The sequence below is a fragment of the Pseudomonas sp. RU47 genome (assembly GCF_004011755.1).
Classification (GTDB): domain Bacteria; phylum Pseudomonadota; class Gammaproteobacteria; order Pseudomonadales; family Pseudomonadaceae; genus Aquipseudomonas.
In genome coordinates, this window is the sequence record NZ_CP022411.1 from 3,563,219 (window position 1) to 3,588,547 (window position 25,329).

The 25,329-nt window shown below is 60.3% G+C and carries 14 protein-coding genes; 4 read left to right on the forward strand and 10 right to left on the reverse strand.

Going from position 1 to position 25,329, the window contains the following annotated elements; translation table 11 throughout:
• Window positions 1-93 precede the first annotated feature (93 nt).
• From glgB to CCX46_RS16100, 3 genes are all read right to left on the reverse strand, one after another.
• Window positions 94-2,325, reverse strand: coding sequence for a 1,4-alpha-glucan branching protein GlgB (glgB, locus tag CCX46_RS16090; RefSeq protein ID WP_127927990.1), 2,232 nt, complete (start codon window positions 2,323-2,325; stop codon window positions 94-96).
• 2 nt (window positions 2,326-2,327) lie between these two features.
• Window positions 2,328-5,669: a maltose alpha-D-glucosyltransferase gene (treS, locus tag CCX46_RS16095; RefSeq protein WP_127927992.1), complete on the reverse strand. Its 3,342-nt coding sequence runs from the start codon at window positions 5,667-5,669 to the stop codon at window positions 2,328-2,330.
• Between the two features lie 147 nt (window positions 5,670-5,816).
• On the reverse strand, window positions 5,817-7,814 hold the full coding sequence (locus tag CCX46_RS16100) for an alpha-1,4-glucan--maltose-1-phosphate maltosyltransferase (RefSeq protein ID WP_127927994.1): 1,998 nt from the start codon (window positions 7,812-7,814) through the stop codon (window positions 5,817-5,819).
• Window positions 7,815-8,031: 217 nt separating this feature from the next.
• Here CCX46_RS16100 and CCX46_RS30725 point away from each other — a divergent pair, with 217 nt between their 5' ends.
• Window positions 8,032-8,190, forward strand: a complete 159-nt coding sequence (locus CCX46_RS30725) for a hypothetical protein (RefSeq protein WP_007966757.1) — start codon at window positions 8,032-8,034, stop codon at window positions 8,188-8,190.
• 125 nt (window positions 8,191-8,315) lie between these two features.
• Here CCX46_RS30725 and CCX46_RS16105 read toward each other — a convergent pair whose 3' ends face one another.
• A complete protein-coding gene (locus tag CCX46_RS16105; RefSeq protein WP_127927996.1) occupies window positions 8,316-8,828 on the reverse strand; it encodes an MgtC/SapB family protein in 513 nt (170 codons plus the stop codon).
• Window positions 8,829-8,952: 124 nt separating this feature from the next.
• On the opposite strand from CCX46_RS16105, the gene CCX46_RS16110 reads away from it, so the two are divergent.
• The 3 genes from CCX46_RS16110 (at window position 8,953) to mapR (ending at window position 12,621) form a co-directional block, all read left to right on the forward strand.
• Complete coding sequence (locus CCX46_RS16110) at window positions 8,953-9,201, forward strand: DUF3203 family protein (protein WP_127927998.1); 249 nt, start codon at window positions 8,953-8,955, stop codon at window positions 9,199-9,201.
• Window positions 9,202-9,396: 195 nt separating this feature from the next.
• Window positions 9,397-10,827 (forward strand): cytochrome c oxidase accessory protein CcoG, encoded by a 1,431-nt coding sequence (gene ccoG, locus CCX46_RS16115; RefSeq protein WP_127928000.1) that lies wholly within the window; start codon window positions 9,397-9,399, stop codon window positions 10,825-10,827.
• A 384-nt stretch (window positions 10,828-11,211) separates the two neighbouring features.
• Window positions 11,212-12,621, forward strand: coding sequence for a GntR family transcriptional regulator MpaR (gene mapR, locus CCX46_RS16120; RefSeq protein ID WP_034155962.1), 1,410 nt, complete (start codon window positions 11,212-11,214; stop codon window positions 12,619-12,621).
• Window positions 12,622-12,756: 135 nt separating this feature from the next.
• On the opposite strand, the gene CCX46_RS16125 is transcribed toward mapR, so the two are convergent.
• From CCX46_RS16125 to CCX46_RS16150, 6 genes are all read right to left on the reverse strand, one after another.
• Window positions 12,757-13,503, reverse strand: coding sequence for an SDR family oxidoreductase (locus CCX46_RS16125; protein ID WP_127928002.1), 747 nt, complete (start codon window positions 13,501-13,503; stop codon window positions 12,757-12,759).
• A gap of 190 nt (window positions 13,504-13,693) precedes the next feature.
• Window positions 13,694-15,775: a putative bifunctional diguanylate cyclase/phosphodiesterase gene (locus tag CCX46_RS16130; RefSeq protein WP_127928004.1), complete on the reverse strand. Its 2,082-nt coding sequence runs from the start codon at window positions 15,773-15,775 to the stop codon at window positions 13,694-13,696.
• Between the two features lie 301 nt (window positions 15,776-16,076).
• Complete coding sequence (locus CCX46_RS16135; RefSeq protein WP_127928006.1) at window positions 16,077-17,549, reverse strand: efflux transporter outer membrane subunit; 1,473 nt, start codon at window positions 17,547-17,549, stop codon at window positions 16,077-16,079.
• Window positions 17,546-20,653 (reverse strand): efflux RND transporter permease subunit, encoded by a 3,108-nt coding sequence (locus CCX46_RS16140; protein ID WP_127928008.1) that lies wholly within the window; start codon window positions 20,651-20,653, stop codon window positions 17,546-17,548. Before CCX46_RS16140 ends, CCX46_RS16135 begins: the two co-directional genes overlap by 4 nt.
• Before the next feature lie 145 nt (window positions 20,654-20,798).
• Entirely contained in the window at window positions 20,799-23,900 is a 3,102-nt protein-coding gene (locus CCX46_RS16145; RefSeq protein ID WP_127928010.1) for an MdtB/MuxB family multidrug efflux RND transporter permease subunit, read from the reverse strand.
• Window positions 23,897-25,204 (reverse strand): MdtA/MuxA family multidrug efflux RND transporter periplasmic adaptor subunit, encoded by a 1,308-nt coding sequence (locus CCX46_RS16150; protein ID WP_122661331.1) that lies wholly within the window; start codon window positions 25,202-25,204, stop codon window positions 23,897-23,899. Before CCX46_RS16150 ends, CCX46_RS16145 begins: the two co-directional genes overlap by 4 nt.
• Window positions 25,205-25,329: the final 125 nt, after the last annotated feature.

The following is a 25,329-nucleotide window of genomic DNA, read 5'->3' on the forward strand; positions in this document are numbered from 1 at the left end:
TGGCGCCTTCGCGAGCAGGCTCGCTCCCACATTTGGAATGTATTTACCCTGTGGGAGCGAGCCTGCTCGCGAAGGCAGCGACGCGGTCTCGGATCAACCCTCCGGTTTGAGGATCAACACCGCCAACGGCGGCAGATTCAGTTCCAGCGACAACGACTGGCCATGGCTCGGCACTTCCTCGGTAAACGCCCCGCCGCCATTGCCGTAATTGGAACCGGCATAGGTGTCGGCATCGCTGTTGAGCAATTCAGTCCAGCGCCCGGCAAACGGCACACCGACGCGATAGGCCTGACGCGGCACCGGCGTGAAGTTAGCCACCACCAGCACCGGTTTACCGTCCTTGCTCCAGCGCAGCCAGGCATAAACGCTGTTGATCGCATCGTCGCCGATCAGCCACTGGAAACCCTGCGGCGCGTCGTCCTGATCGTGCAGCGCCGGCTCCTCGCGATAGAGCCGATTGAGATCGCCAACCAGTTTCTGCACGCCTTTGTGCTCGGAGTACTGCAGCAGATACCAGTCCAGCTGCTGATCGTGATTCCACTCGCGCCACTGGCCAAACTCGCAGCCCATGAACAACAGTTTCTTGCCCGGATGGGTCCACATGAAACTCAGATAGGCGCGCAGGTTGGCGAATTTCTGCCAGCGATCACCAGGCATCTTGTCGATCAGCGAATGCTTGCCGTGCACCACTTCGTCGTGGGAAATCGGCAGGATGAACCGCTCGGACCAAGCGTAGACCAGGCCAAAACTCAACTCGTTGTGATGATGCGCGCGGTACACCGGGTCCTGCTGGATGTAATGCAGCGAATCGTGCATCCAGCCCATGTTCCATTTATAGGCAAACCCCAAGCCGCCCTGCTGCGTACTTTGGCTGACACCCGGCCACGCGGTGGACTCTTCGGCGATCACCAGCGCACCCGGCGCTTCCAGTTCAACCACATCGTTCAAGTGCCGCAGAAAGTCGATGGCTTCGAGATTTTCCCGGCCGCCATGACGATTGGGCACCCATTCGCCGGCCTTGCGCGAATAGTCGCGATAGAGCATCGAAGCCACCGCATCGACGCGCAAACCATCGACATGGAAATGCTTCAACCAGTGCAGCCCCGACGCCAGCATGTAGCCGTGCACTTCGGTACGACCCAGGTTATAGATCAGCGTGTCCCAATCCTGATGGAAGCCTTCCAGCGGATTGCCGTACTCGTACAGCGCGGTGCCGTCGAACTGCGCCATACCGTGAGTATCAGTGGGGAAATGTGCTGGCACCCAGTCGAGGATCACACCGATCTCCGCCCGGTGGCAGGCGTCGACGAATTCGGCAAACTGCGCCGGGGAGCCATAGCGCGCGCTCGGCGCGAATTGCGAAAGCAATTGATAACCCCAGGAGCCACCAAACGGGTGCTCCATGATCGGCATCAGTTCGATATGGGTAAAACCCAGTTCCTTGACGTACGGGATCAACCTTTCAGCAAGTTCCGGCCAGGTGTACTGGCGCGCCACTTCGCCCAGATCGTCCAGCTCGCATTGCCAGGAACCGGCATGCAGTTCATAGATCGACAGCGGCGCCGAGTGTTTCTGCCGGTCGCGTCGGCTGCTCATCCAGTCCTGATCTTGCCAGTCGATTTGCAGCGGCTCAGCGACTTTCGACGCGGTATCCGGCGGCAGGCTGGTAGCCAGCGCCATCGGGTCGGCCTTGAGCGGCAGAATCCCGTGAGCGCCGAGAATCTCGTATTTGTACAACTCCCCCGCTTGCAGGCGCGGGATGAACAACTCCCAGACCCCCGAAGGGTGACGCAGGCGCATTGGATGGCGACGCCCGTCCCAGACGTTGAAATCACCGACCACTGACACGCGTCGGGCATTCGGCGCCCACACGGCGAAACGCACGCCGTCGACACCATCCACGGTTTTCAGCTGGGCGCCGAGGCACGCACTGAGGTCGCGGTGATTGCCCTCGGCGAACAGATACAAATCCATTTCACCGAGCAGTTGACCGAAGCTATACGGGTCTTCGGCGACTTGCTCGCCGCCCGCCCAGCGCGTGCGCAGCTGGTACGGTCGCGCCTGATCGAAATGACCGACAAACAGCCCCGGCGTTTCGGTCTGCTCCAGTGGACCGCGTTCTTCGCCGCTGTCCTTGTCCAGCACCACGACACTCAACGCACCCGGTAGATAGGCGCGAATGAACTGCCCGCCAGCGCCATCGCCGTGCGGGCCAAGAATGGAAAAAGGATCGTGATGTTCAGCGCGGACCAAGGCGTCGATATCTTTCGCCGAGGGCAGCAGTGCTTCTTTGACCTGACCCTGTTCCTTGTTCGAGAAACTCATGACTACTCTCCACCAAGATCGGAAAAGGGTTTAAGCCCCGTCAATAACCCGTACAAACCGTGCAACGGCACGGGCAGCCACGTGGGGCGATTTTCGGCTTCATAGGCCACTTCATAGGCCGCCTTCTCCAGGCCAAACAACGCCAAAGCGGCGTCGGCACCTTCAGGATCTTGCCAGGCATGATCAAGACTAGCTGCCGCACGGCGATATGCCTGAACAAATGCCTCACGGGCCTCACGCAGATAACGCTCGGCGACCAGACGCCGCGCGGTTTCAGACTCAGCGCTGTGGTCGACGTTGTGCACGTTGATCGTCATCGCTGCCGCGTAATCGAACGAGCGCAGCACGCCGCTGACATCTTTGTACGGACTGTGTTTGCCACGGCGCTCGCTCAATGGCCGCGCCGGCTCACCCTCGAAGTCGATCAGATAGGCATCGCCCTTGATCACCAGCACCTGGCCCAAATGCAGATCGCCATGGACGCGAATGCGCAAACCGCCGACGGCTTTTTTCGCCAGATCCTGCACGTGGGCGAGAATGGTTTTCTTCTCGTCGACCAGCCTCTTCACCAGTTTCTGATCCGCTGCGCTGAGTTCGCCCTGATGCTGCTTGAGCAGTTTCAAGGCGTGCTCGACCTGGGCCACGACATCCTTGCCCGTCGCCTGCATGTCCTTGGCCGTCGACACCTGCGGCGCGAAGTCGGCATTGTCGGTAGGCGCGGCGAGCACCTTGTGCATCTCACCCAGACGCTGACCGAGCATGCCGGCAAAATCCCTCAGCTCACCGAGGGCGTTGTAATGCTGTTCCTGCTCGGACATGGCGTCGGCCAGCTCATCACGCAGCGCCCGTTCGAGGTTGTTCTGCGTCCATTCCCACGCATCGCCCTGATTGCTCAAGTAACCCTGAGCGATCATCAGCAGATTGTCTTCGCCCTTGCCATCGCGACGGATCACCGAGCCGAGCAGCGGAGAGATATTGGCAAATCCGGCCTCGGTCAGGTAAGCGCTCATCTCCAGTTCCGGGTGTACGCCAGAAGCGACTTTACGTATCAGCTTGAGCACCATGCTGTTGCCGATCACCACCGAGCTGTTCGATTGCTCGGCGGACAGATAACGCACTTCCGACTCGGCACCGAGGCCGAGTTTTTCCAGATGCGGCGTCGGTGCAAAGCGGATTTCACCCTCATTCGACTCCAATACCGTGTTGTTCTGCATGCCTTGCAGCACCGCACGAATAAACGCTTCGAGGCTGAACGCGTCGGTGATCAGACCGACTTGTCGTACACGGCGTACACGGGACAGAGCCAATTGCTGCGGCAACGCCGGGCCAACCTGATCTTCGGCAATAAAACCAAAGGGCAATTGATAACGACTGGTCTGCCCAGCGCTGGTGACTTCGATTTCGCTCAGCAGCACCGGATGCTGCGCATCGCCAAATCGTACGCCGTAGGCAAGATGTACCTTGTCGATGGCTGCATCCTTGCCGGCGAACCAGCGGCGGTTCTGCAGCCAGCTCGGCAGAATGCTCTGCTCCAGCGTCGTCCGTGACGGCGCTTCGAGCAGTTCTTCCATGCGTTTCTTCAACACCAGCGTGGTGAAGTCCGGCAGGCTCTGCGCCGGTTCGACGTGCCAGCTCGGCATCTGGTTTTCCGCGGCCAGTGCAAACCAGTAGAAACCGTACGGCGCCAGGGTCAGGAGGAAATTCAACTGACCGATCGGCGGGAAGGCATTACCGCCGAGCATCTCCACCGGCACCATGCCGACGTAGGCCGACAGGTCCAGTTCCACCGCTTGCGCACTGCGCGAAACGTTGGCCACGCAGAGGATGATTTCGTGTTTGCCGTCGGCATCGGTGAATTCGCGGGTGTAGGCCAGCACGCGACGGTTGTTCGGTGAAAGCATCTTCAAGGTGCCACGGCCGAAGGCCTTGGACTGCTTGCGCACCGCGAGCAGACGGCGGGTCCAGTTCAACAGCGAATGCGGGTCGCCGGACTGGGTTTCGACGTTGACCGACAAATAACCATACTGCGGATCCATGATCGGCGGCAGCACCAGACTCGCCGGATCGGCGCGGGAGAAGCCACCGTTGCGGTCGATCGACCATTGCATCGGCGTACGCACGCCATCGCGGTCGCCGAGGTAAATGTTGTCGCCCATGCCGATCTCGTCACCGTAATACAGGGTTGGCGTGCCGGGCATCGACAGCAGCAAACTGTTGAGCAACTCGATGCGGCGGCGGTCGCGCTCCATCAACGGCGCCAGACGCCGACGAATGCCGAGATTGATCCGCGCACGACGGTCAGCGGCGTAGTAATTCCACAGATAGTCACGTTCCTTGTCAGTGACCATTTCCAGGGTCAGCTCATCGTGGTTGCGCAGAAAGATCGCCCACTGGCAGTTGGCAGGGATTTCCGGGGTCTGGCGTAAAATGTCGGTGATCGGGAAGCGATCTTCCTGAGCCAGCGCCATGTACATGCGCGGCATCAGCGGGAAGTGGAACGCCATGTGGCATTCATCACCGTTGAGGCCAGCGGCATCGGTGTCACCGAAGTACAGCTGGGTGTCTTCCGGCCATTGGTTGGCCTCGGCGAGCAGCATGCGGTCGGGATAATTGGCGTCGATTTCCGCGCGAATCTGCTTGAGAACGTCGTGGGTCTCGGGCAGGTTTTCGTTGTTGGTGCCGTCGCGCTCGATCAAGTATGGAATGGCATCGAGGCGCAGACCGTCGATGCCCATGTCCAGCCAGTAGCGCATCACCGACAGTACGGCCTTCATCACTTGCGGGTTGTCGAAATTCAGATCGGGCTGGTGCGAATAGAAACGGTGCCAGAAGTACTGGCCGGCGACCGGGTCCCAGGTCCAGTTGGACTTTTCCGTGTCGAGAAAAATGATCCGCGTGCCGTCGTACTTCTGATCGTCATCCGACCACACATAGAAGTCCCGCGCCGCCGAGCCGGGTTTGGCCTTGCGTGCACGCTGGAACCACGGGTGCTGATCGGAGGTGTGGTTGATGACCAGCTCGGTGATCACCCGCAAGCCGCGTTTGTGCGCTTCGGCGATAAAGCGCTTGGCGTCGGCCATGGTCCCGTAATCGCTGTGTACGCCTCGGTATTCGGCAATGTCATAACCGTCATCGCGACGCGGCGAGGGATAGAACGGCAATAGCCAGATGGTATTGACGCCGAGGTCGGCGATGTAATCGAGTTTGGCGATCAGGCCGGGAAAGTCGCCGATCCCGTCATTATTGGAGTCGAAAAACGATTTGACGTGAACTTGATAGATCACCGCGTCCTTGTACCAGAGCGGGTCTTTGATGAAGGTGGCTGCCTTGGGTTTCTTCGCCATGTGAAACTCCTGCTGAATGCTTTAAAAGCGCCCCACGATGATCGTTCCCCCGCTCTGCGTGGGAATGCCGCCATGGACGCTCTGCGTCCGTTTCTGGGACGCGGAGCGTCCCGGGATGCATTCCCACGCAGAGCGTGGGAACGATCATTACGTAGCGGTGATTCTCCAGATGCCGAACGGCTGATACGCCGGGTCCAGGCGCATGAACTGGTATTTGCCATGCCAGTCCCAGCGATGCCCGTTCATCAAGTCTTCGCCATGGGTCGTCGCGTCGTCGGGCAGGCCCATTTCCCACAATGGCAGTTCGAAATTCGCCTCCTGCACGTTGTGCGGATCAAGGCTGACCGCCACCAGAATGAAATTGCTGCCGTCAAAACTGCGCTTGCCGAAATACAGAATATTGTCGTTCCAAGCGTTGTAGACCTTCAGGCCCAGGTGCGTGTGCAACGCCGGGTTCTGCCGACGAATGCGGTTGAGCTGGGCGATCTCGGCAATGATGTTGCCGGGCGCGGTGAAGTCGCGGACGCGGATCTCGTATTTCTCCGAGTCGAGGTATTCCTCCTTGCCCGGCACTGGGGCCGCCTCACACAATTCGAACCCCGAATACATGCCCCACAGCCCCGAGCCCATGGTCGCCAGCGCCGCGCGAATCAAGAAGCCGGGGCGGCCTGACTCGTGCAGAAACGCCGGGTTGATGTCTGGGGTATTCACAAAGAAATTCGGCCGGTAGCACTCGCGCCATGGCGATTCATTCAGTTCAGTGAAATACGTCGCCAGCTCAGCCTTGCTGTTGCGCCAGGTGAAATAGGTGTAGCTCTGCGTGTACCCGACCTTGCCCAGCCGCGCCATCATTGCCGGCGTGGTGAAGGCCTCGGCGAGGAAGATCACTTCCGGGTACAGCGCCCGCACATCAGCGATCAGCCATTGCCAGAACGGCAGCGGTTTGGTGTGCGGATTGTCGACGCGGAAGATTTTCACGCCCTCCTCGACCCAGCCGATGACGATGTCACGCAACTCGATCCACAGACTCGGAATCGCCTCCGGCGCATAGAAGTCGACGTTGACGATGTCCTGGTATTTCTTCGGCGGGTTTTCCGCGTATTTGATCGTGCCGTCCGGGCGCCAGTTGAACCAGCCCGGATGCTGTTTGAGCCACGGGTGATCCTGGGAACACTGGATGGCGAAGTCGAGGGCGATTTCCAGGCCATGATCGGCAGCAGCGGCGACCAGTCGGCGGAAGTCTTCGCGGGTGCCGAGCTGCGAGTGGATCGCCTCGTGACCGCCCTCCTCACTGCCAATCGCATAAGGGCTGCCCGGATCATCGGGGCCGGCGGTCAGGGAATTATTGCGGCCCTTGCGATGGGCGCGACCGATCGGGTGGATCGGCGTGAAGTACAGCACGTCGAAGCCCATGTCCTGAATCATCGGCAGACGCGAGTGCACGTCGTTAAAGGTGCCGTGGCGGTGGGGATCGTCAGTGATCGAGCGCGGAAACAGTTCGTACCAACTGGCAAACTCGGCGAGTTCGCGCTCGACGTCCATGGGGAATTCGGCGCTGACGCTCAAGTAAGCCCGATGATCGGCCTCGGCCATCAGTTGCGCACTGCGCGAGTGCAGAAACAGCGCAACTTGCTCGGTTTCGAGCAGCCCGGAGAGTTCATGGTGCAACGCTGCGAGCTGCTCGCTCAGTTGGCCTTCGCTGCGTTCAGCGGCCTGTTGCACCATGCTGCGGCCTTCTTGCAGCTCGAGCGAAACGGGCACGGCAGCGTTGTGCTTCTTCTCCAGTTCATACTGGAAACTGGCGAATTGATCGATCCACGCTTCGATGCAATACAGGTAGCGCCCCTGATGTTCAGGGCGGAACTGGCCTTGCCAGCCGTTATTGCCCTGATCGGCCATCACTTCGCTTTGCCAGGTCTCCTCGCCTTCCTCGCGCCAGCGGATGCGCACGGCGAGTTTGTCGTGGCCGTCGGCAAACACCTTGCTGGTGACCACCACTTCGCGGCCGGCAATCGACTTCACGGCGAACTGCCCGCCATCAAGCGTCGGCATGGTGTTTTCGATGACAATGCGCGGCAGCAGCAGTGCCTGCGACAGCGGCATGTGCGGGTTGTAGCTCAGTTCCGAAGGTTTTTCAGCAGTCATTGAGCATCTCTCCTTAACGCCCCAAGGACGCTCTTGTGCCGGATCAGTGTTCACAACGAAGCACCTGCCCCGAAATGAACTCACTTAGGTTCCGAGCGACCGGCGCCGGGAAAAGTTCAGATGAAATTGCCGTGTCAGAAAAGCGGATCGAATTGCGCGCAGGGTGGTCAATCCACTTAAGCACTTCTCACGCCATGTGCCACACGGAGGTCATCAGATGAACATCCCGATCCCGGCGGAAACGCCCGATCCGAACATCGACAAACCCACTTTGCCCGAGACTGAGCCGCAACCGGTTCCCGAGCAGGAACCACCTGGCACCACGCCACCGCCGAAAGAAGAACCACCAACGACGATGCCACCAGTCATCGTCTGACTGATCGTTCCCACGCTCCGCGTGGGAATGCAGCCCGGGACGCTCCGCGTCCCAAAGCGGACGCGGAGCGTCCATTGAGGCATTCCCACGCAGAGCGTGGGAACGATCAACGTGGCAACGATCAGTCAGTGATCATCAGTCTTCTCCTCTTCTTTTTCGAAGAGTTTTACGATGCGCGGCATCACGCTGAAAATCCCCAGCGCCAGAAAGGTACTGAGCAGCGCCGTGGCTTCCCGGCCAAGGCCGGCCGCGACACCAATGGCCGCCGTCATCCACAGCCCGGCAGCCGTGGTCAGACCTTTGACATGGCCCTCATCGCCTTCCTTGTTTTTCAGGATAGTCCCGGCACAGAGAAAACCGATCCCGGCAATCACCCCTTGCACCACGCGACTCATCGCATCGGACTCGGCCCCGGACGTCTGTGGCACCAGTACAAACAACGCCGCCCCCAGCGCCACCAACATATGCGTGCGCACCCCTGCAGCCTTGCCCTTGTGCTCACGCTCGAACCCGAGAATGCCGCCCAGAATCGCTGCCATCAGCAGGCGCACGGTAATGCGCGTCAATTGCGAAGCATCGCCAACGTCGGCGAACTCCGCCTGCAGGGTTTCCCACACTTCATGCCACCACGCGTTCATCGTGCAGTCCTTGTTATTGGGTCTATAGAGGATGGACAGCGGCGACCATTAATCAGTTGCGCAGAACGATCCGCGCAGCGTGCGCCCTAATCTTGCAGACCTCCCTGAAAAAAGGACTGCCCCTATGCCTCTTCGAGTCGATGAATCCAACCCCGAGCAAAAAGTGTGTTTTTTCACCGTCGAACACGGCGAGGAAATTCGCATTTGCGACACCCTGGAAGTCAGGACGGACAGCGAAAAATCCATGTCATTCGTGGAAATAGAAGGCCGCCGCGTTTACATCACCGAGGCAGAAGCCGACGAATTGACCGTCGCAGGCGCCAAGGACGGCCGCAAGCATTTGAAGGCCGACGAGAGTGGTTCGGTGATTTGACTGACCTTGATCAACACCCCGCGCAAACGCCTGCGATAGGCGTTTGCGCCCGTGTCTGCGGGCTGCTTCAAGTTGTCGCAGGCGTTGCGCAGAAACGCATCTGATCCGCTTTTTATTGAAATAGCTGAGTCTGTTATGCAAACAGATCGGCGCTCATAGTGCTCTGGCCTGATGGAGGCTGATGAGCGAATAACCATGAGCGAACAAATCCCCGTCCGAACCGTAGAAGCATCTCCAACTATCAAAAGTGTGCCCGCACGCCCAATGAAGGCGACGGCCAGGTCCAGCGACAACCAGATCCACACCCGCAGCTTCACCGGCCTGTTCCGCACCCTGCGCATGAGCGGCGCGGGTTTTCTGTTCGTGTTGTTTTTCGGCACCGTGTGGCTGAACTGGGGCGGGCGTCAGGCAGTGCTCTGGGATCTTTCCGAAAGTAAATTCCACATCTTCGGCGCGACGTTCTGGCCACAGGATTTCATCCTGCTGTCCGCGCTGCTGATCATCGCCGCGTTCGGCCTGTTCGCCATCACCGTGTTTGCCGGCCGGGTCTGGTGCGGCTACACCTGTCCGCAGAGTTCGTGGACGTGGATCTTCATGTGGTGCGAGAAAATCACCGAAGGCGAACGCAACCAACGGATCAAACTGCAAGCCGCGCCGTGGAACCTGAACAAACTGGCGCGCCGTGCGGCCAAGCACACCCTGTGGCTGGCGATCAGCGTGCTGACCGGCCTGACCTTCGTCGGTTATTTCACCCCGATCCGGCCATTGGCCGAAGAACTGCTGACCCTGCAAATTGGCGGCGTCAGTCTGTTCTGGGTGCTGTTCTTCACTGCTGCCACCTACATCAACGCCGGTTGGTTACGTGAGGCGGTGTGCATGCACATGTGCCCGTATGCGCGGTTCCAGAGCGTGATGTTCGACAAGGACACCCTGGCGATTTCCTATGACGTGGCCCGTGGCGAAAACCGTGGCCCGCGTAAACGCGACGTGAAACCGCTGGAAGCAGGCCTGGGCGATTGCATCGACTGTCAGTTGTGCGTGCAGGTCTGCCCGACCGGCATCGACATCCGCGACGGCTTGCAGATGGAGTGCATCGGCTGTGCCGCGTGCATCGACGCCTGCGACTCGATCATGGACAAAATGAACTACCCGCGCGGTTTGATCCGCTACAGTTCCGAGCGCGAATTGCAGGGTGGCAAAACCCATCTGCTGCGGCCGCGTTTGATCGGCTACAGCGTGGTGCTGGTGGCGATGATTGGCGCGCTGGCATTGGCGCTGGTGGAGCGGCCGATGGTCTCGCTGGACGTGACCAAGGATCGCGGCTTGTTCCGTGAAAACGGTCAGGGCCAGATCGAAAACATCTATAGCCTCAAAGTCATCAACAAGACCCAGCAACGCCAGGACTACAACCTGAGCCTGGTCGACGGCGACGGCTTCCAGTTGCAAGGCAAGACCGAACTGAGCCTGGCCCCGGGTGAGATTGTCGATGTGCCGGTGTCGGTGGCGATGACCACGGAACGCCCGGCCAGCAGCTCGCAGACCTTGAGTTTCAAGATTGCCGACAGCGATGAGCCTGAGGTTTATAGCGTGGCGAAGAGCAGGTTTGTGGCGCCGATGAATCGCTGATCCCTTAGAATCCGCTCCCTCACCCCAGCCCTCTCCCAGGGGTAGAGGGGGCCGACCGAGGTGTCTGTCGCTATACATCGACCTGACAGACCGAGTCGATTATGGATTCAGCAAAGCACTTTCCGGCCGAGTCGATTACGGATTCAGCAAAGCACTTTCAGGCCGAATCGATTGTGGATTCAGCAAAGCACTATCAAGCCGAGTCGATTATGGATTCAACAAAGTACTTTCCGGCCGAGTCGATTATGGATTCAACAAAGTACTTTCAGGTCGGTGTAGTTCACAAGCATCCCGCAATCAGTCCCCTCTCCCTCTGGGAGAGGGTTAGGGTGAGGGGCAGTTCCCCTGACACACCTCATCATCAACCAGCACCAAGGCTCCTCGATGAAACGCTACGAAAAATTCGCCGACGACATCGCTGAACTGATCCGCTCCGGCGTCCTCGGCCCCGGCCAGCGCGTGCCTTCGGTGCGCTACGCCAGCCAGACCTACGGTGTCAGCCCGTCCACGGTGTTCCAGGCCTACTACCTGCTCGAACGCCGCGGCCTGATCCGCGCGCGGCCGCGCTCCGGTTACTTCGTCAACACCCACGCGCCGAGCCCGTTTTCCGAGCCGGTGATCAGTAGCCACGTCAACGACTCCACCGAAGTCGACGTCAGCGAACTGGTGTTCTCGGTCCTCGATTCGATCAAAGATCCGAGCACGATCCCCTTCGGCTCGGCATTCCCCAGCCCGACGCTGTTCCCGCTGCAACGCCTGTCGCGCTCGCTGGCCAGCGCCGCCCGCGAGATGGACCCGCGCATGGTCGTCACCGACATGTCGCCGGGCAATCCGCAACTGCGCCGGCAAATCGCTCTGCGCTACATGGTCGGCGGCCTGATGCTGCCGATGGAAGAACTGCTGATCACCAACGGCGCCCTCGAAGCGCTGAACCTGTGCTTGCAAGCCGTGACCGAACCCGGCGATCTGGTGGCAATCGAGGCCCCGGCGTTCTACGCCAGCCTGCAAGTACTGGAACGGCTGAAACTCAAAGCCGTGGAAATCCCCGTGCACCCGCGCGATGGCATCGACCTCGGCGTGCTAGCGCAAACCCTGGAACGCCATCCGATCAAGGCCTGCTGGTGCATGACCAGTTTCCAGAACCCGATGGGCGCCACCATGCCCGAGGCGAAGAAACAGGAATTGGTCGAACTGCTGCGCCGCCACCAAGTGCCGCTGATCGAAGACGATGTCTACGCCGAACTCTATTACGGCCAACAGGCACCGAAACCGGCCAAGGCCTTCGACACCGAAGGCCTGGTGATGCATTGCGGCTCGTTCGCCAAAAGCCTGGCCCCCGGTTACCGCATCGGCTGGGTCGCCGCCGGGCGTTATGCGCAGAAAATCGAACGGCTGAAACTGATGACCTCGCTGTGTGCCTCGATGCCCGCGCAGGCAGCGATTGCCGACTATCTGCAACACGGCGGCTACGACCGTCACTTACGCAAATTGCGTTACGCCCTCGAAGAACAGCAGAGCGCGATGCTCGCCGCGATTGCCCGTTATTTCCCGGCGCAGACGCGGGTCAGCCAACCCGCAGGTGGTTACTTCCTGTGGCTGGAATTGCCACCGCAGATGGATTCATTGAAGCTGTTTCAGATGGCACTGGCGCAAGGCATCAGCATTGCCCCGGGGCCGATTTTCTCGCCGACGCAGCGGTTCAGGAACTGTATTCGTCTGAACTATGGCAGCCCTTGGACTGAGGATTCGGAGAAGGCCATGGAGACGTTGGGGCGGATTGTGCGGTCGTTCTGACAGTCCTGTGTTGCTTGGGCTATTGCCTTCGCGAGCAGGCTCGCTCCCACCTTTGGATTTGTGCCGGACACAGAACCAATGTGGGAGCGAGCCTGCTCGCGAAGAGGGCCGACCTGGCAACGAAATGTTCAGGACTTAACGCCCACCCCCCAAATCAACAAACGTCCCGGTCGCATACGAAGCCTTATCCGACAACAACCAGACAATCGCCTCCGCCACCTCATCCGGGCGCCCGCCACGGGCCATCGGAATCGCCGACTCCAGCTTGCTGACCCGATCCGGATCGCCGCTCAAGGCATGGAAATCGGTATAGATGTAACCCGGACGCACCGCGTTGACGCGAATTCCCTCGCCCGCCACTTCCTTGGACAAACCGATGGTGAAGGTATCGAGTGCACCTTTGGACGCGGCGTAATCGACGTATTCGTTCGGCGAGCCGAGACGCGAAGCCACCGACGACACGTTGACGATACTGCCACCCTGCCCGCCGTGCTTGGGCGACATGCGCAGGATCGCGTGCTTGGCGCAGAGGATCGGCGCCAGGACATTGGTTTTCATGATTTTGAGGATACGGAATTCGGACATTTCGTCGACTCGCGACTTTTGTCCGACGGTGCCAGCGTTGTTCACCAAAGCGGTGACGCGGCCCAGTTCGCTGTCGACCCGCTGGAACAGCGCGATCACCTCGTCTTCGATGCTGACATCGGCCCGCACCGCGATGGCCTGTGCACCCAAGGCACGGACTTGCTCCAGCACGCTTTGCGCAGCCTGTTCATCCGACTGATAGTTGATGCAGATCCGATAGCCTTGCCCGGCAGCCAACAGCGCCGTCGCGGCGCCAATTCCGCGTCCGCCACCGGTGATCACAATGACTTTATCCATGCTGGCCTTTCCCCCAAATGCACACGTAACAGTCGGGGGGAAGAATAACCGCCATTGGCGGGTTTTGCATGGAGTCTGTGGTGTCTGGGCAGACGCCTTCGCGAGCAGGCTCGCTCCCACACTGGATTTGTGCTCCACGCCGCCCCCCTGTGGGAGCGAGCCTGCTCGCGAAGAACGATAACGCGGTCGATCAGACCACCGCTAACTGCTCACCCCGCGCAATATCCTGCATGAATTTTTCCGCCGGCATCGGATGCCCCAGCAGATACCCCTGCAACGAATCACAACCCAACTGCGTCAGAAATTCCTGCTGCACGCCGGTTTCCACGCCTTCCGCGACAATGCGCAAACCGAGCGCCTGCCCCAACGCAACAATCGCCGAGACAATCGCCGCATCGTCGCTGTCATGCTCAAGATCGCGCACAAACCCACGGTCGATCTTCAGCTCATTGGCTGGCAAACGCTTGAGATACATCAGACTGGAATAACCCGTGCCGAAGTCATCGATCGACAGATCGACGCCCATGTCCGACAACTCCTGCAACACCGTCATGCTCGCATCGGCATCGCTCATTGCCGTGGTTTCGGTGATTTCCAGGGTCAGGCTGTTGGCCGGCAAGTGGTGGGTGGCCAGCGCCTTGGCCACGCTGCGTACCAGCCCTGTGTGGCAAAACTGCAACGCCGACAGATTCACCGCGATGCGCCAATCGGTGTAACCGAGCACGTACCACTCGCGCATCTGCCGGCAGGCTTCGTTGAGCACCCATTCACCGATCGGAATGATCAGACCGGTTTTCTCGGCCAGTTCGATGAACTTGTCCGGCATCAGCATGCCGTGGGTCGGGTGCTGCCAACGCAACAGCGCTTCAGCGCCGACCGGACGGCCATTGGCGGCATCGAACTTGGGTTGGTAGTGCAAGCTGAACTGGCTGTGCTCAAGTGCCGCACGCAGGTCCTGCAACAACTGCAACTGCTTGCGTGCGTTGTTGTTCATCGACGCATCGAAAAAGCTGTAGCCGTTTTTGCCGCCGCCCTTGGCGTGGTACATCGCTGCGTCGGCGTTCATCAGCAGTTCCTGCGCGTTCTGGCCATTGCCCGGATACAGGGCGATGCCGACGCTGGCGGAGATCTGCAAGTCATGCTCGGCGACGCGGAACGATTGCGCGATCAAGCCGACCTGACGGGCCGCCAACCCCAAAGCGTCATTGGGTTCGGTGAGGCGCACCAACAACACGAATTCATCGCCACCGATCCGCGCCAGCGTGTCCGGGCCGCGCAAGTCTTCACGCAGACGCAACCCCACTTCACGCAGCAACTGATCGCCCATGTGATGACCAAACGCATCGTTAACCGGTTTGAAGCCGTCCAGATCGATGAACATCAAGGCAAAACAGCCGCCCTGCTCATGGACCTTTTTCATTGCCTGATTAATGCGGTCGTCCAGCAGCATACGGTTCGGCAGCCCGGTCAGGGTGTCGTGCAGGGCCAGCTGGGTGAGTTCGCGGTTGGCCACGGTCAACGAGTGCGCGAGATCGGCGGTGCGCGCTTCGAGGCGTGCGTCGAGAATCGAGGTCAGCAAGGCAATCGACAGCACCGCCAACGTGGTGATCAACACCAGGCTGTCGAGGCCATTGCCTTTCAAGCCATTGACGGTGGCACCACAGAAACTGCCATCAGGGAATTGCGCAGCAGCCATGCCGGTGTAATGCATGCCGACAATCGCGATGCCCATGATGATCGCCGCGCCGCCGCGAATCAGACGCACATAGGGAGAATGCTGACGCAAGCGGAAGGCGATCCACAGCGCCGCCGCCGACGCACCGACGGCAATCAGCAACGAGGCGCCGAACAGCGTCGGGTCGTAATCAATGCCGGGCGTCATGCGCATCGCCGCCATGCCGGTGTAATGCATGGCGCTGATCCCGCTGCCCATGATCAACGCACCCAATGCCAGTTGCAGCATTGGCAGTTTCGGCTGGCTGACCAGCCACAGCGCGAACCCGCAGGACAACACGGCGATCAGCAGCGACAGCACGGTCAGACTGATGTCATAGCCGAGATCAATCGGCAGTTTGAAGGCGAGCATGCCAATGAAATGCATCGACCAGACGCCGATGCCCATGGCGAACGCTCCCCCCGCCGTCCAGAAATGCACGGCACGGCCCTTGGCCGTGGCGATGCGACCGGTGAGGTCGAGCGCGGTGTACGAAGCGAGAATCGCCACACACAACGAAATGAAAACCAGGGTGGAGGAATAACTACCGATGAGCATGGGGATTCTCGTGACCACCCAACGCGGATTGCGTCCGTTCCCGGTCGGGCAAATGCGGCGATTGTACTGATTGCACAGAAGAACGCACTGACAAAGTAATCAAATGGCCATCAAGCCGATGAAACGCTTGTTCGATCGTCCGACAAGGCTCTGGCCCGGCGCTCACGCCTTTACACGATCGTTCCCACGCTCTGCGTGGGAATGCCTCAGCGGACGCTCTGCGTTCGGCTCTGGATGGGACGCGGAGCGTCCCGGGCTGCATTCCCACGCAGAGCGTGGGAATGATCAGTGAAGCCAGCCTTCAGCGGGTGTTATCGCTGACATCCAGTTGCCCATCCCAACCGCCGCCCAGCGCGGCAATCAATTGCACGCTGGCAATCAAGCGGCTTTGCAGAATGTTCAGCACGCTGCGCTCGTTACTCAACGCCGTGGCTTGCACCACCACCACATCGATGTAGGCAATCAGCCCGGCCTTGTACTGGTTTTCCGTCAGGCGCAGGGAGTCGCGGGCAGCATCGAGGGCTTCCTGGCGCACCGCCGCTTCATCCTCGTAAACCTTGAGCTGCACCAGATAGTTTTCCACCTCGCGGAAACCGTCGAGCACGGTCTGGCGGTACTTGGCCACGGTCTGGTCATACACCGCTTCGGTACGATCGACTTCCGCCGAACGAATGCCGCCGTCGAACAGCGGCAGCGCCAGTTTCGGCCCGACCGACCAGAAGCGGTTCGGCAGGCTGATCAGGTTCTGCGAGGTACTGCTGCTGTAACCGCCGCTCAGGCTCAGGCTCAGATCCGGGTAATACGCTGCTTTGGCCACACCGATGTTGGCGTTGGCGGCGATCACCGAACGCTCCGCCGAAGCGATGTCCGGGCGCCGTTCCAGCAACTGCGAGGGCAAGCTCAACGGCACCTGCGGCAGCTTGGGAATGGTCTGCACTTCAGCAATGTTGAAATCCGCCGGTGCTTGACCGGTCAGTACGGCAATCGCATTTTCGAACTGCGCGCGTTGCCAGATCAGGTCAACCAGATCGGCCTGGGTGCTTTTCAGTTGCGTCTGCGCCTGGGCCACCGCATCCCGCCCGGAAACGCCCGCGCGGTATTGGTTCTGGGTCATTTTCAGCGAGCGTTCGTAAGCGGCAACCGTGGCTTCGAGCAGCCGTTTCTGCTGATCGATCACCCGCAATTGCAGGTAGTTCTGCACCAGCTCCGACTGCTGACTCAGACGCATCGCCGCCAGATCGGCAAAACTGGCTTGGGCGCTGGCCTCGTCAGCCTCAAGCCCACGGCGCAACTTGCCCCACACATCGGCTTCCCAACTGACGCCCAGTTCAGCGTTGTAGGTATCACGGATGCCGCTGGAGGAACTGCTCAGACTCGAACTGCTGCTGCCGGTGCCTTGGCTGGAGCGGGTTTTACCCAAGCTCAGATCGACACTCGGGTAAAACGCCCCGCGCGCGCTACGCACCAAAGCCTGCGCTTGCCGGTACTGGGCTTCCGACTGCGCGACGGTCTGGTTGGCATTGTTCAGGCGTTCGATCAAGCCGTTGAGCTGCTGATCGCCGTACAACTCCCACCACGCACCCCGGGCCAGCGAGTCGCTCGGGTTGGCCTGGGTCCAGCCCTCGGCTTCCTTGTACTGGGCAATTTCAGCGGTCTGCGGACGCTGGTAGTCCGGGCCGACAGCGCAGGCACTGAGCATCGCCACGCACAGCGACAGGCTCAGCAGACGCGAGCCGCGCACAGTGGCCAGATTGAAAAGCGAACGGTCAGTCATAGCGGAGTTTCCAGAGCGGCGTCAGTACGCACGCCACGCCATTTGTTGAAACGATGGCGCAGCTTGTCGAGATAGAGGTAAACCACAGGCGTGGTGTAAAGCGTCAGTACCTGGCTGAAAATCAGCCCGCCGATGATGGTCAGGCCCAGCGGCTGGCGCATTTCCGCGCCTTCGGCCCGGCTGATCAGCAACGGCAAGGCGCCGAGAATCGCCGCCAGGGTGGTCATCAGAATCGGACGCAGACGTTGCAGACAGGCGCTGCGGATCGATTCCAGAGGCGACAGGCCTTGATGACGCTCCAGTTGCAACGCGAGGTCGATCATCAGAATGGCGTTTTTCTTCACCACGCCAATCAGCAGGAACAACCCGAGCAACGAGATCAGGCTGAACTCGCCGCCCAGCGCATAGATCGACAGCAACGCGCCGACACCGGCCGACGGCAGGGTCGACAGAATCGTCAGCGGATGAATGTAGCTTTCATACAGCACGCCCAACACCAGATACACCGCCAGCAACGCGCCGAGAATCATGAACGGCTGGCTCTTCTGCGTCGCGGCAAAAGCGTCGGCGGTGCCGGCCATTTTCGCGATGACGTCTTCCGGCAGGCCGAGCTTGGCAATCGCCCGCTCGATGGCAGCACTGCCCTGCTCCACCGTCACGCCTTCGGCCATGTCGAAGGAAATGTCTTCGGAGGCAAACTGGCCTTCGTGGCTGACGCGGTCGTCCTCCAGGCTGTTTTCGTAATGAGCGAAGGTCGACAGCGGCACCCGCGCACCGTCAGCGGTGATCACCTGCACCTGCTTGAGCGTCACCGGGTCCTGGGCGTATTTCGGATTGACCTCCATCACCACCTGATACTGGTTGAGGCTGTCGTAGATCGTCGAAATCTGCCGCTGGCTGTAGGCGTTGTTCAACACCGAGGTAACCATGTCCATGTCGACACCGAGGCGTTTGGCCTGATCGCGGTCGACAATCAGCGTCACTTGCTGGGCGCCCGCTCCCTCTCGGGCGTCAATGGCCGTCAACTCCGGCAAGGCCCTTAACGCGGTAACCACTTTCGGGTACCACTTGCGCAACTCGCTCAAATCACCGCTTTGCAAAATGTAGCTGTACTGCGAGGTGGTCTGTTCGCGGCCGCCGCCAAACTGCAGATCCTGATCCGCCATCAGCATCAATTGTGCACCAGGGACCTTGGGCATTTCCTTGCGCAGGCGTTCGATGACCTTTTGCGCATTGAGCTGGCGCTCCTTGATTGGCTTCAGACGCACCAGCATGAAGGCGTTGTTGGTGCCGTTGCTGCCACCGATGAACCCGGCGACGCTTTCCACTGCTTCGTCCTTGAGCACGGCACGGCGGAAGATTTCCATTTTCGGCTGCATCACGCTGAACGAAAGACCGTCGTCACCGCGCACGAAACCGATCAACTGGCCGGTGTCCTGCTGCGGCATGAAGGTTTTCGGCACCGCCACGTACAGCGCGACGTTCACGCCAACGGTGATCAGCAGACTGAGCAAGGTCAGACGACGATGGCGCAACACCCAGTCGAGGCTGCTGGCGTATTTGCCAACCATCCAGTCGTTGGTGCGGCGGCTCCAGCGTTGCAGACGGTTCTCCTGCCCCGGCGTGTGCGGCTTGAGCCAACGGGCGCAGAGCATCGGCGTCAGCGTCAGGGAAACCACCAGCGAGACGACAATGGCTGCCGCCAGGGTGATGGAAAACTCACGAAACAGGCTCTCGACGATGCCGCCCATGAACAGAATCGACAGGAACACCGCCACCAGCGAAACGTTCATCGACAGCAAGGTGAAACCGACTTCCTTGGCCCCGAGATACGCGGCCTGCATCGGTTTGACGCCTTCGTCGATGTGCCGGGAAATGTTCTCCAGCACCACGATGGCGTCGTCCACCACCAGACCGGTAGCGAGAATCAGCGCCATCAGCGACAGGTTGTTCAGCGAAAATCCGTAGAGGTACATCACCGCAAAGGTGCCGACCAGCGACACCGGCACGGCCAGTGTCGGAATCAGCGAGGCGCGGAAGTTCCCAAGGAACAGGAACACCACCAGAATCACCAGTGCCACGGCAATCAGCAGCGTCATCTCTGCTTCGTGCAACGTTGCCTTGATCACCGGCGAACGGTCCATGGCCAGATTCAGCTTCACGCTGGCCGGCAACACGGCTTGCAGGGCCGGCAACTGCGCTTTGATCTCGTTGACCGTCTCGATGATGTTGGCGCCAGCCTGGCGGTTGATCACCAACAGCACCGCCGCGTCATCGTTGAAGAAACCGCTGTTGTAGCGGTCCTCGACACCGTCGCTGACCTTGGCCACGTCCTTGAGGCGCAACGCCGCGCCGTCGGCATAGTGGATGATCAGTGATTCGTAATCCTTGGCTTTTTCCAGTTGGTCATTGGCCTGGATCTGCCACAAGCGCTGACCGTCCTCGACCGAACCTTTTGGCCTGCGCACGTTGGCATCGGCGATAGTCTTGCGCACATCGTCGAGCGCCACGCCGTACTGGTTCAGCGCTTGCGGTTCGAGTTCGATACGCACCGCCGGCAGTGAACTGCCGCCGATCTGCACTTCGCCAACGCCCTGCACTTGCGAAAGGCTCTGCGAAAGAATGGTCGAGGCCAAATCGTAGAGCTGGCCTTTTTCCAGCACATCGGAGGTCAGCGACAGCACCATGATCGGCGCTTGCGACGGGTTGACCTTTTTGTAGGTCGGCATGCTGCGCATACCGCTCGGCAGCAGGTTGCGCGACGCGTTGATCGCGGCCTGCACTTCCCGCGCGGCGCCGTTGATGTCGCGGTCGAGGTCAAACTGCAGAATGACCCGGGTCGAACCCTGACTGGAACGGCTGCTCATGGTGTTGACGCCGGCAATCGCGCCGAACGAGCGCTCCAGAGGCGTGGCCACGGTGGACGCCATGACCTCCGGGCTGGCACCGGGCAGGCTCGCCTGCACGACGATCACCGGGAAATCCATTTGCGGCAGCGGCGCCACCGGCAGCAGGCCGAAGCTGACACCGCCGAGCAGCATGATCGCCAGGCTCAGCAGCATCGTCGCTACCGGGCGCTTGATGAAAGGACCGGAGAGGTTCATCGAACGCGATCTCCGCCTTCACCGCAGATCCCTGTGGGAGCGAGCCTGCTCGCGAATGCAATCTTGTATTCAACAATGATGTTGCCTGATAGGCCGCTTTCGCGAGCAGGCTCGCTCCCACAAGGGATGTGTGATGCTCGCGAAATCATACCGACACCTCTTCAGCATCCGCATTGGTCTTGCCAAAGCGTCGCCCGAGGCGGTCGAAGTACAGGTAGATCACCGGCGTGGTGAACAGCGTCAGCACCTGGCTCACCAGCAGACCGCCAACCATCACCAGACCCAGCGGCTGGCGCAATTCAGCACCTGAGCCCGTGGCGAGCATCAACGGCACCGCACCAAACAGCGCCGCCAGCGTGGTCATCAGAATCGGCCGGAAGCGCAGCAGCGCCGCCTGATAGATCGCCTGTTCCGGCGCCATGCCCTGGGTGCGTTCGGCATCGAGGGCGAAGTCGATCATCATGATCGCGTTCTTTTTCACGATACCGATCAACAGGATGATGCCGATGATCGCGATCATGCCCAGGTCATTGCCACTGAGCAGCAACGCCAGCAAGGCACCGACCGCCGCCGACGGCAAAGTCGAGAGAATGGTGATCGGGTGAATGTAGCTCTCGTACAGCACGCCCAGCACGATGTACATGGTCACCACCGCCGCCAGAATCAGCAGCAAGGTGCTCGACAACGAGGCCTGGAAGGCTTCGGCCGCACCCTGGAACTGGGTCTGCACGCCAACCGGCATGCCGATGTCCTGCTGCACCTGTTCAATGATGTCGACCGCATGCCCCAGCGCCACGCCGGGCGCGAGGTTGAACGACATCATCACTGCCGGGAACTGGCCGATATGAGTGATCGCCAGTTGCGCCTGACGCTCCTCGATATGCGCCAGACTAGACAGGCGAACCTGTGCGCCATCAGTGGTCTTGACGTGAATCTGGTCCAGCGCCTGCGGGCCGATCTTCTCCCCGGCCTGAGCTTGCAGTACCACGCGGTACTGGCTGGCCTGGGTGTAAATCGTCGAGATCTGGCGCTGGCCAAAAGCGTCGTACAACGCATCGGTGATGTTCGCCACCGAGACGCCAAGGCGTGATGCCGCATCGCGGTCGATCACCAGATAGACCTGCAAACCCTTGTCCTGCAAATCACTGGCAACGTCGGTCAGTTCCGGACGCTGGGCCAACGCTTCGACCAGACGGCCGCTCCACTGGCTGAGCAGTTCGGAGTCCGGCGAGGACATGCTGAACTGATATTGCGTGCGGCTGACGCGGTCCTCGATGGTCAGGTCCTGCACCGGCTGCATGAACAGACGGATACCGACCAGTTTGTCCAGTTGCGGTTGCAGGCGCGCAATCACTTCAGTGGCGCTCAGATCGCGATCGCCGTGGGGCTTGAGGTTGATCAGCAAGCGCCCGCTGTTGAGCGTGGCGTTATCGCCGTCGACGCCGATGTAGGACGACAGGCTCTGCACCGCCGGATCTTCGAGAATGATTTTCGCCAGTTCCTGTTGACGCTCGCCCATCGCCGCGAAGGAAATCGACTGCGGCGCTTCGGAAATGCCCTGAATCACCCCGGTGTCCTGTACCGGGAAGAAGCCCTTTGGCACGACCATATAGAGGAACACGGTCAACGCCAGTGTGCCGATAGCCACCAGCAGGGTCAGCGGCTGATGCTTGAGCACCCAGCGCAGCATCCGACCATACTCGGCGATCATCCAGTCGATGACAGCACCGCTGGCACGGTAGAAACGGCCCTGCTCATGTGCTTCCGGCTCACGCTTGAGCAAACGCGCGCACATCATCGGCGTCAGGGTCAGCGAAACCACCAGGGAAATCAGGATTGCCACGGCCAGGGTGATGGCGAACTCGCGGAACAAGCGCCCGACTACGTCCGCCATGAACAACAGCGGAATCAGTACCGCGATCAGCGACAGGGTCAAGGAGATCAGGGTGAAGCCGATCTGCTTGGCGCCCTTGAGCGCGGCTTGCATCGGGCTGTCGCCCTCTTCGATGAAGCGCGCGATGTTCTCGAGCATGACGATGGCGTCGTCGACCACGAAACCGGTGGCAATGGTCAGGGCCATCAGGGTCAGGTTATTCACCGAGAACCCGGCCAGGTACATTACGCCAAAGGTGCCGATCAGCGACAGCGGCACGGCCACCGACGGAATGATCGTGGCACTGGCGCGACGCAGGAACAGGAATGTCACCATCACCACCAGGGCGATGGCGATGAGCAGTTCGTGTTGCACGTCGGTGACCGAGGCGCGGATGGTCTGCGTACGGTCGGTCAGCACAGTGACATCAAGGCCGGCCGGCAGGTTGTCGGTGATGCTCGGCAGCAGTGCCTTGATGCGGTCGACCACTTCGATCACGTTGGCACCCGGCTGACGCTGGATGTTCAGCAATACCGCCTGATTCTGGTTGGCCCATGCAGCGAGGCGTTCGTTCTCGGCGCCGTCGACGATTTCCGCCACGTCCTTGAGCCGTAACGGCGCGCCGTTCTTGTAGGCGAGAATCAGATTGGCGTAGTCCTCGGGCGAGGTCAGTTGATCGTTGGCGTCGAGCATCGACACTCGGGTCGGGCCGTCGAAGTTGCCTTTCGGCTGATTGACGTTGGAAGCGCCGATCAAGGTACGCACGTCCGACAGGTTCAGGCTATTGGCGGCCAACGCTTCCGGGTTGACCTTGATGCGCACGGCCTGGCGCTGACCGCCGGCAATGCTGACCATGCCGACGCCGCTGATCTGGGCGATTTTCTGCGCCATGCGCGTATCGACCAGGTCATTGAGTTTGGGCAGCAGCATGGTTTTCGAGGTGATCGCCAGGGTCAGCACCGGGGTGTCCGCCGGGTTGACCTTGTTGTACACCGGCGGTGCTGGCAAATCGGTCGGCAGCAGATTGGTCGCGGCGTTGATCGCGGCTTGCACCTGCTGTTCGGCGACGTCCATGTTGATGTCGAGGCTGAAACGCAGGGTCAGCACCGACGCACCGCCGGAACTGGTCGAGGCCATTTGCGTCAGGCCAGGCATCTGCCCGAACTGGCGCTCGAGTGGCGCGGTCACGGCACTGGTCATCACGTCCGGGCTGGCGCCGGGATACAAGGTCATGACGCGGATGGTCGGGTAATCGACCTGTGGCAACGCCGATACCGGCAGCAAGCGATAAGCGATCAGGCCGGCCAGAACAATGGCCAGCATGCTCAGGGTAGTGGCTACCGGTCGGAGGATGAACAGCCGCGAAATGTTCATGCGCCCTTCTTGGCCTTGTCAGTGACCGCAGCGTCTGGCGTCTGGGCGGCGGACTTGCCTTGCAGGTGTTCGGTCGGGGTGGTTGGCACTTGATTGCTGTCGTTGACCACTTCCACTTCACTGCCTTCTTTCAGGCGGTCAGTGCCTTCCAGTACCACGCGGTCGCCAGCGGCCAGACCTTCAGTGACCACGGTGTTTTCGCCATCACTGGCGCCAATCTTCAGTTGGCGAATAGTGACTTTCTTGTCGCCATCCAGCGCATAGACGAAGGTGCCGTTGGTGCCGAACTGAATCGCTGCCGACGGTGCCAGTACCACGCCTTTCAGCGTGTCAGCGAGCAAGTGCACGTTGACGAACTGGTTGGGGAACAGCGCCTGATCGCGGTTTTCATAGCGGGCCTTGAACTTCAGGGTACCGGTGGCGACGTCGATCTGGTTGTCGAGGCTTTGCAAAACACCAGTGGCTTGCAGTTTGGTGTCGCCGCGATCCCAGGCTTCGGCCGGCAGCTTGGCGCCGCTGCGATAACGCGCAAGCACAGTTTCAAGGCTGTTTTCCGGCAAGGTGAAAGCCACACTGATCGGTTGCGTCTGGGTGATCACTGCAAGGAAGGTGGTGTCGTTAGCGGTAACGAGGTTGCCGACATCAACCTGACGCAGACCGACACGGCCGGCAATCGGCGCGCGGATCTTGGTAAATTCGAGATTGAGCTTGGCGTCGTTGACCGCGGCCTGATTGGTCTTGACCGTGCCCAGATACTGACCGACCAGCGCTTCGGCGGTGTCCAGCGTCTGTTTGGCGATGCTGTCCTCTTTGTACAGACCGCGATAACGCTCGACGTCGACCTGGGCGTTTTTCAGTTGCGCCTGATTCTGCAGCAACGTGCCTTCAGCCTGCAGCAAGGCGTTCTGGTATGGACGTGGATCGATCTCTGCCAGCAGGTCGCCAGCCTTGACCATCTGCCCTTCTTCGAAATTGATTTTCACCAGTTCGCCGCCCACCCGGCTGCGCACATTGATGGTGTTGAGCGCCGTCACCGTACCCAGCGCTTTGTAGTACAGCGGAAAGTCGCCGGTGACCGCCGGCGCCACGCGCACCGGAATCGGCCCGGCGCCGCCACCGAAGCCCGGCCGCATCATTCCCGAACGCCCGGTGTGCCCGGCTGCAGCCTTGTCAGCGCCCTCCTTGTGGGCTGAACCGGCGGGCCAGAATTTCCAGCACAGAACGGCGATCACCAACAAGACAAGCAGGCTGATCAGCCAGCGACGGGAGTTACGGGGGGACGATTGCATGGAGTGATTAACCATTGGGCGCGTGGGCTTCTATTACGGGAGGCTGAACGATAAGCACTGATGGGGAATTAGCAAAGCAGCTTTACCGGCAATTTACTTACACCTTACGTTTCAAGGTGTGAGGCAAAACACTGATACAC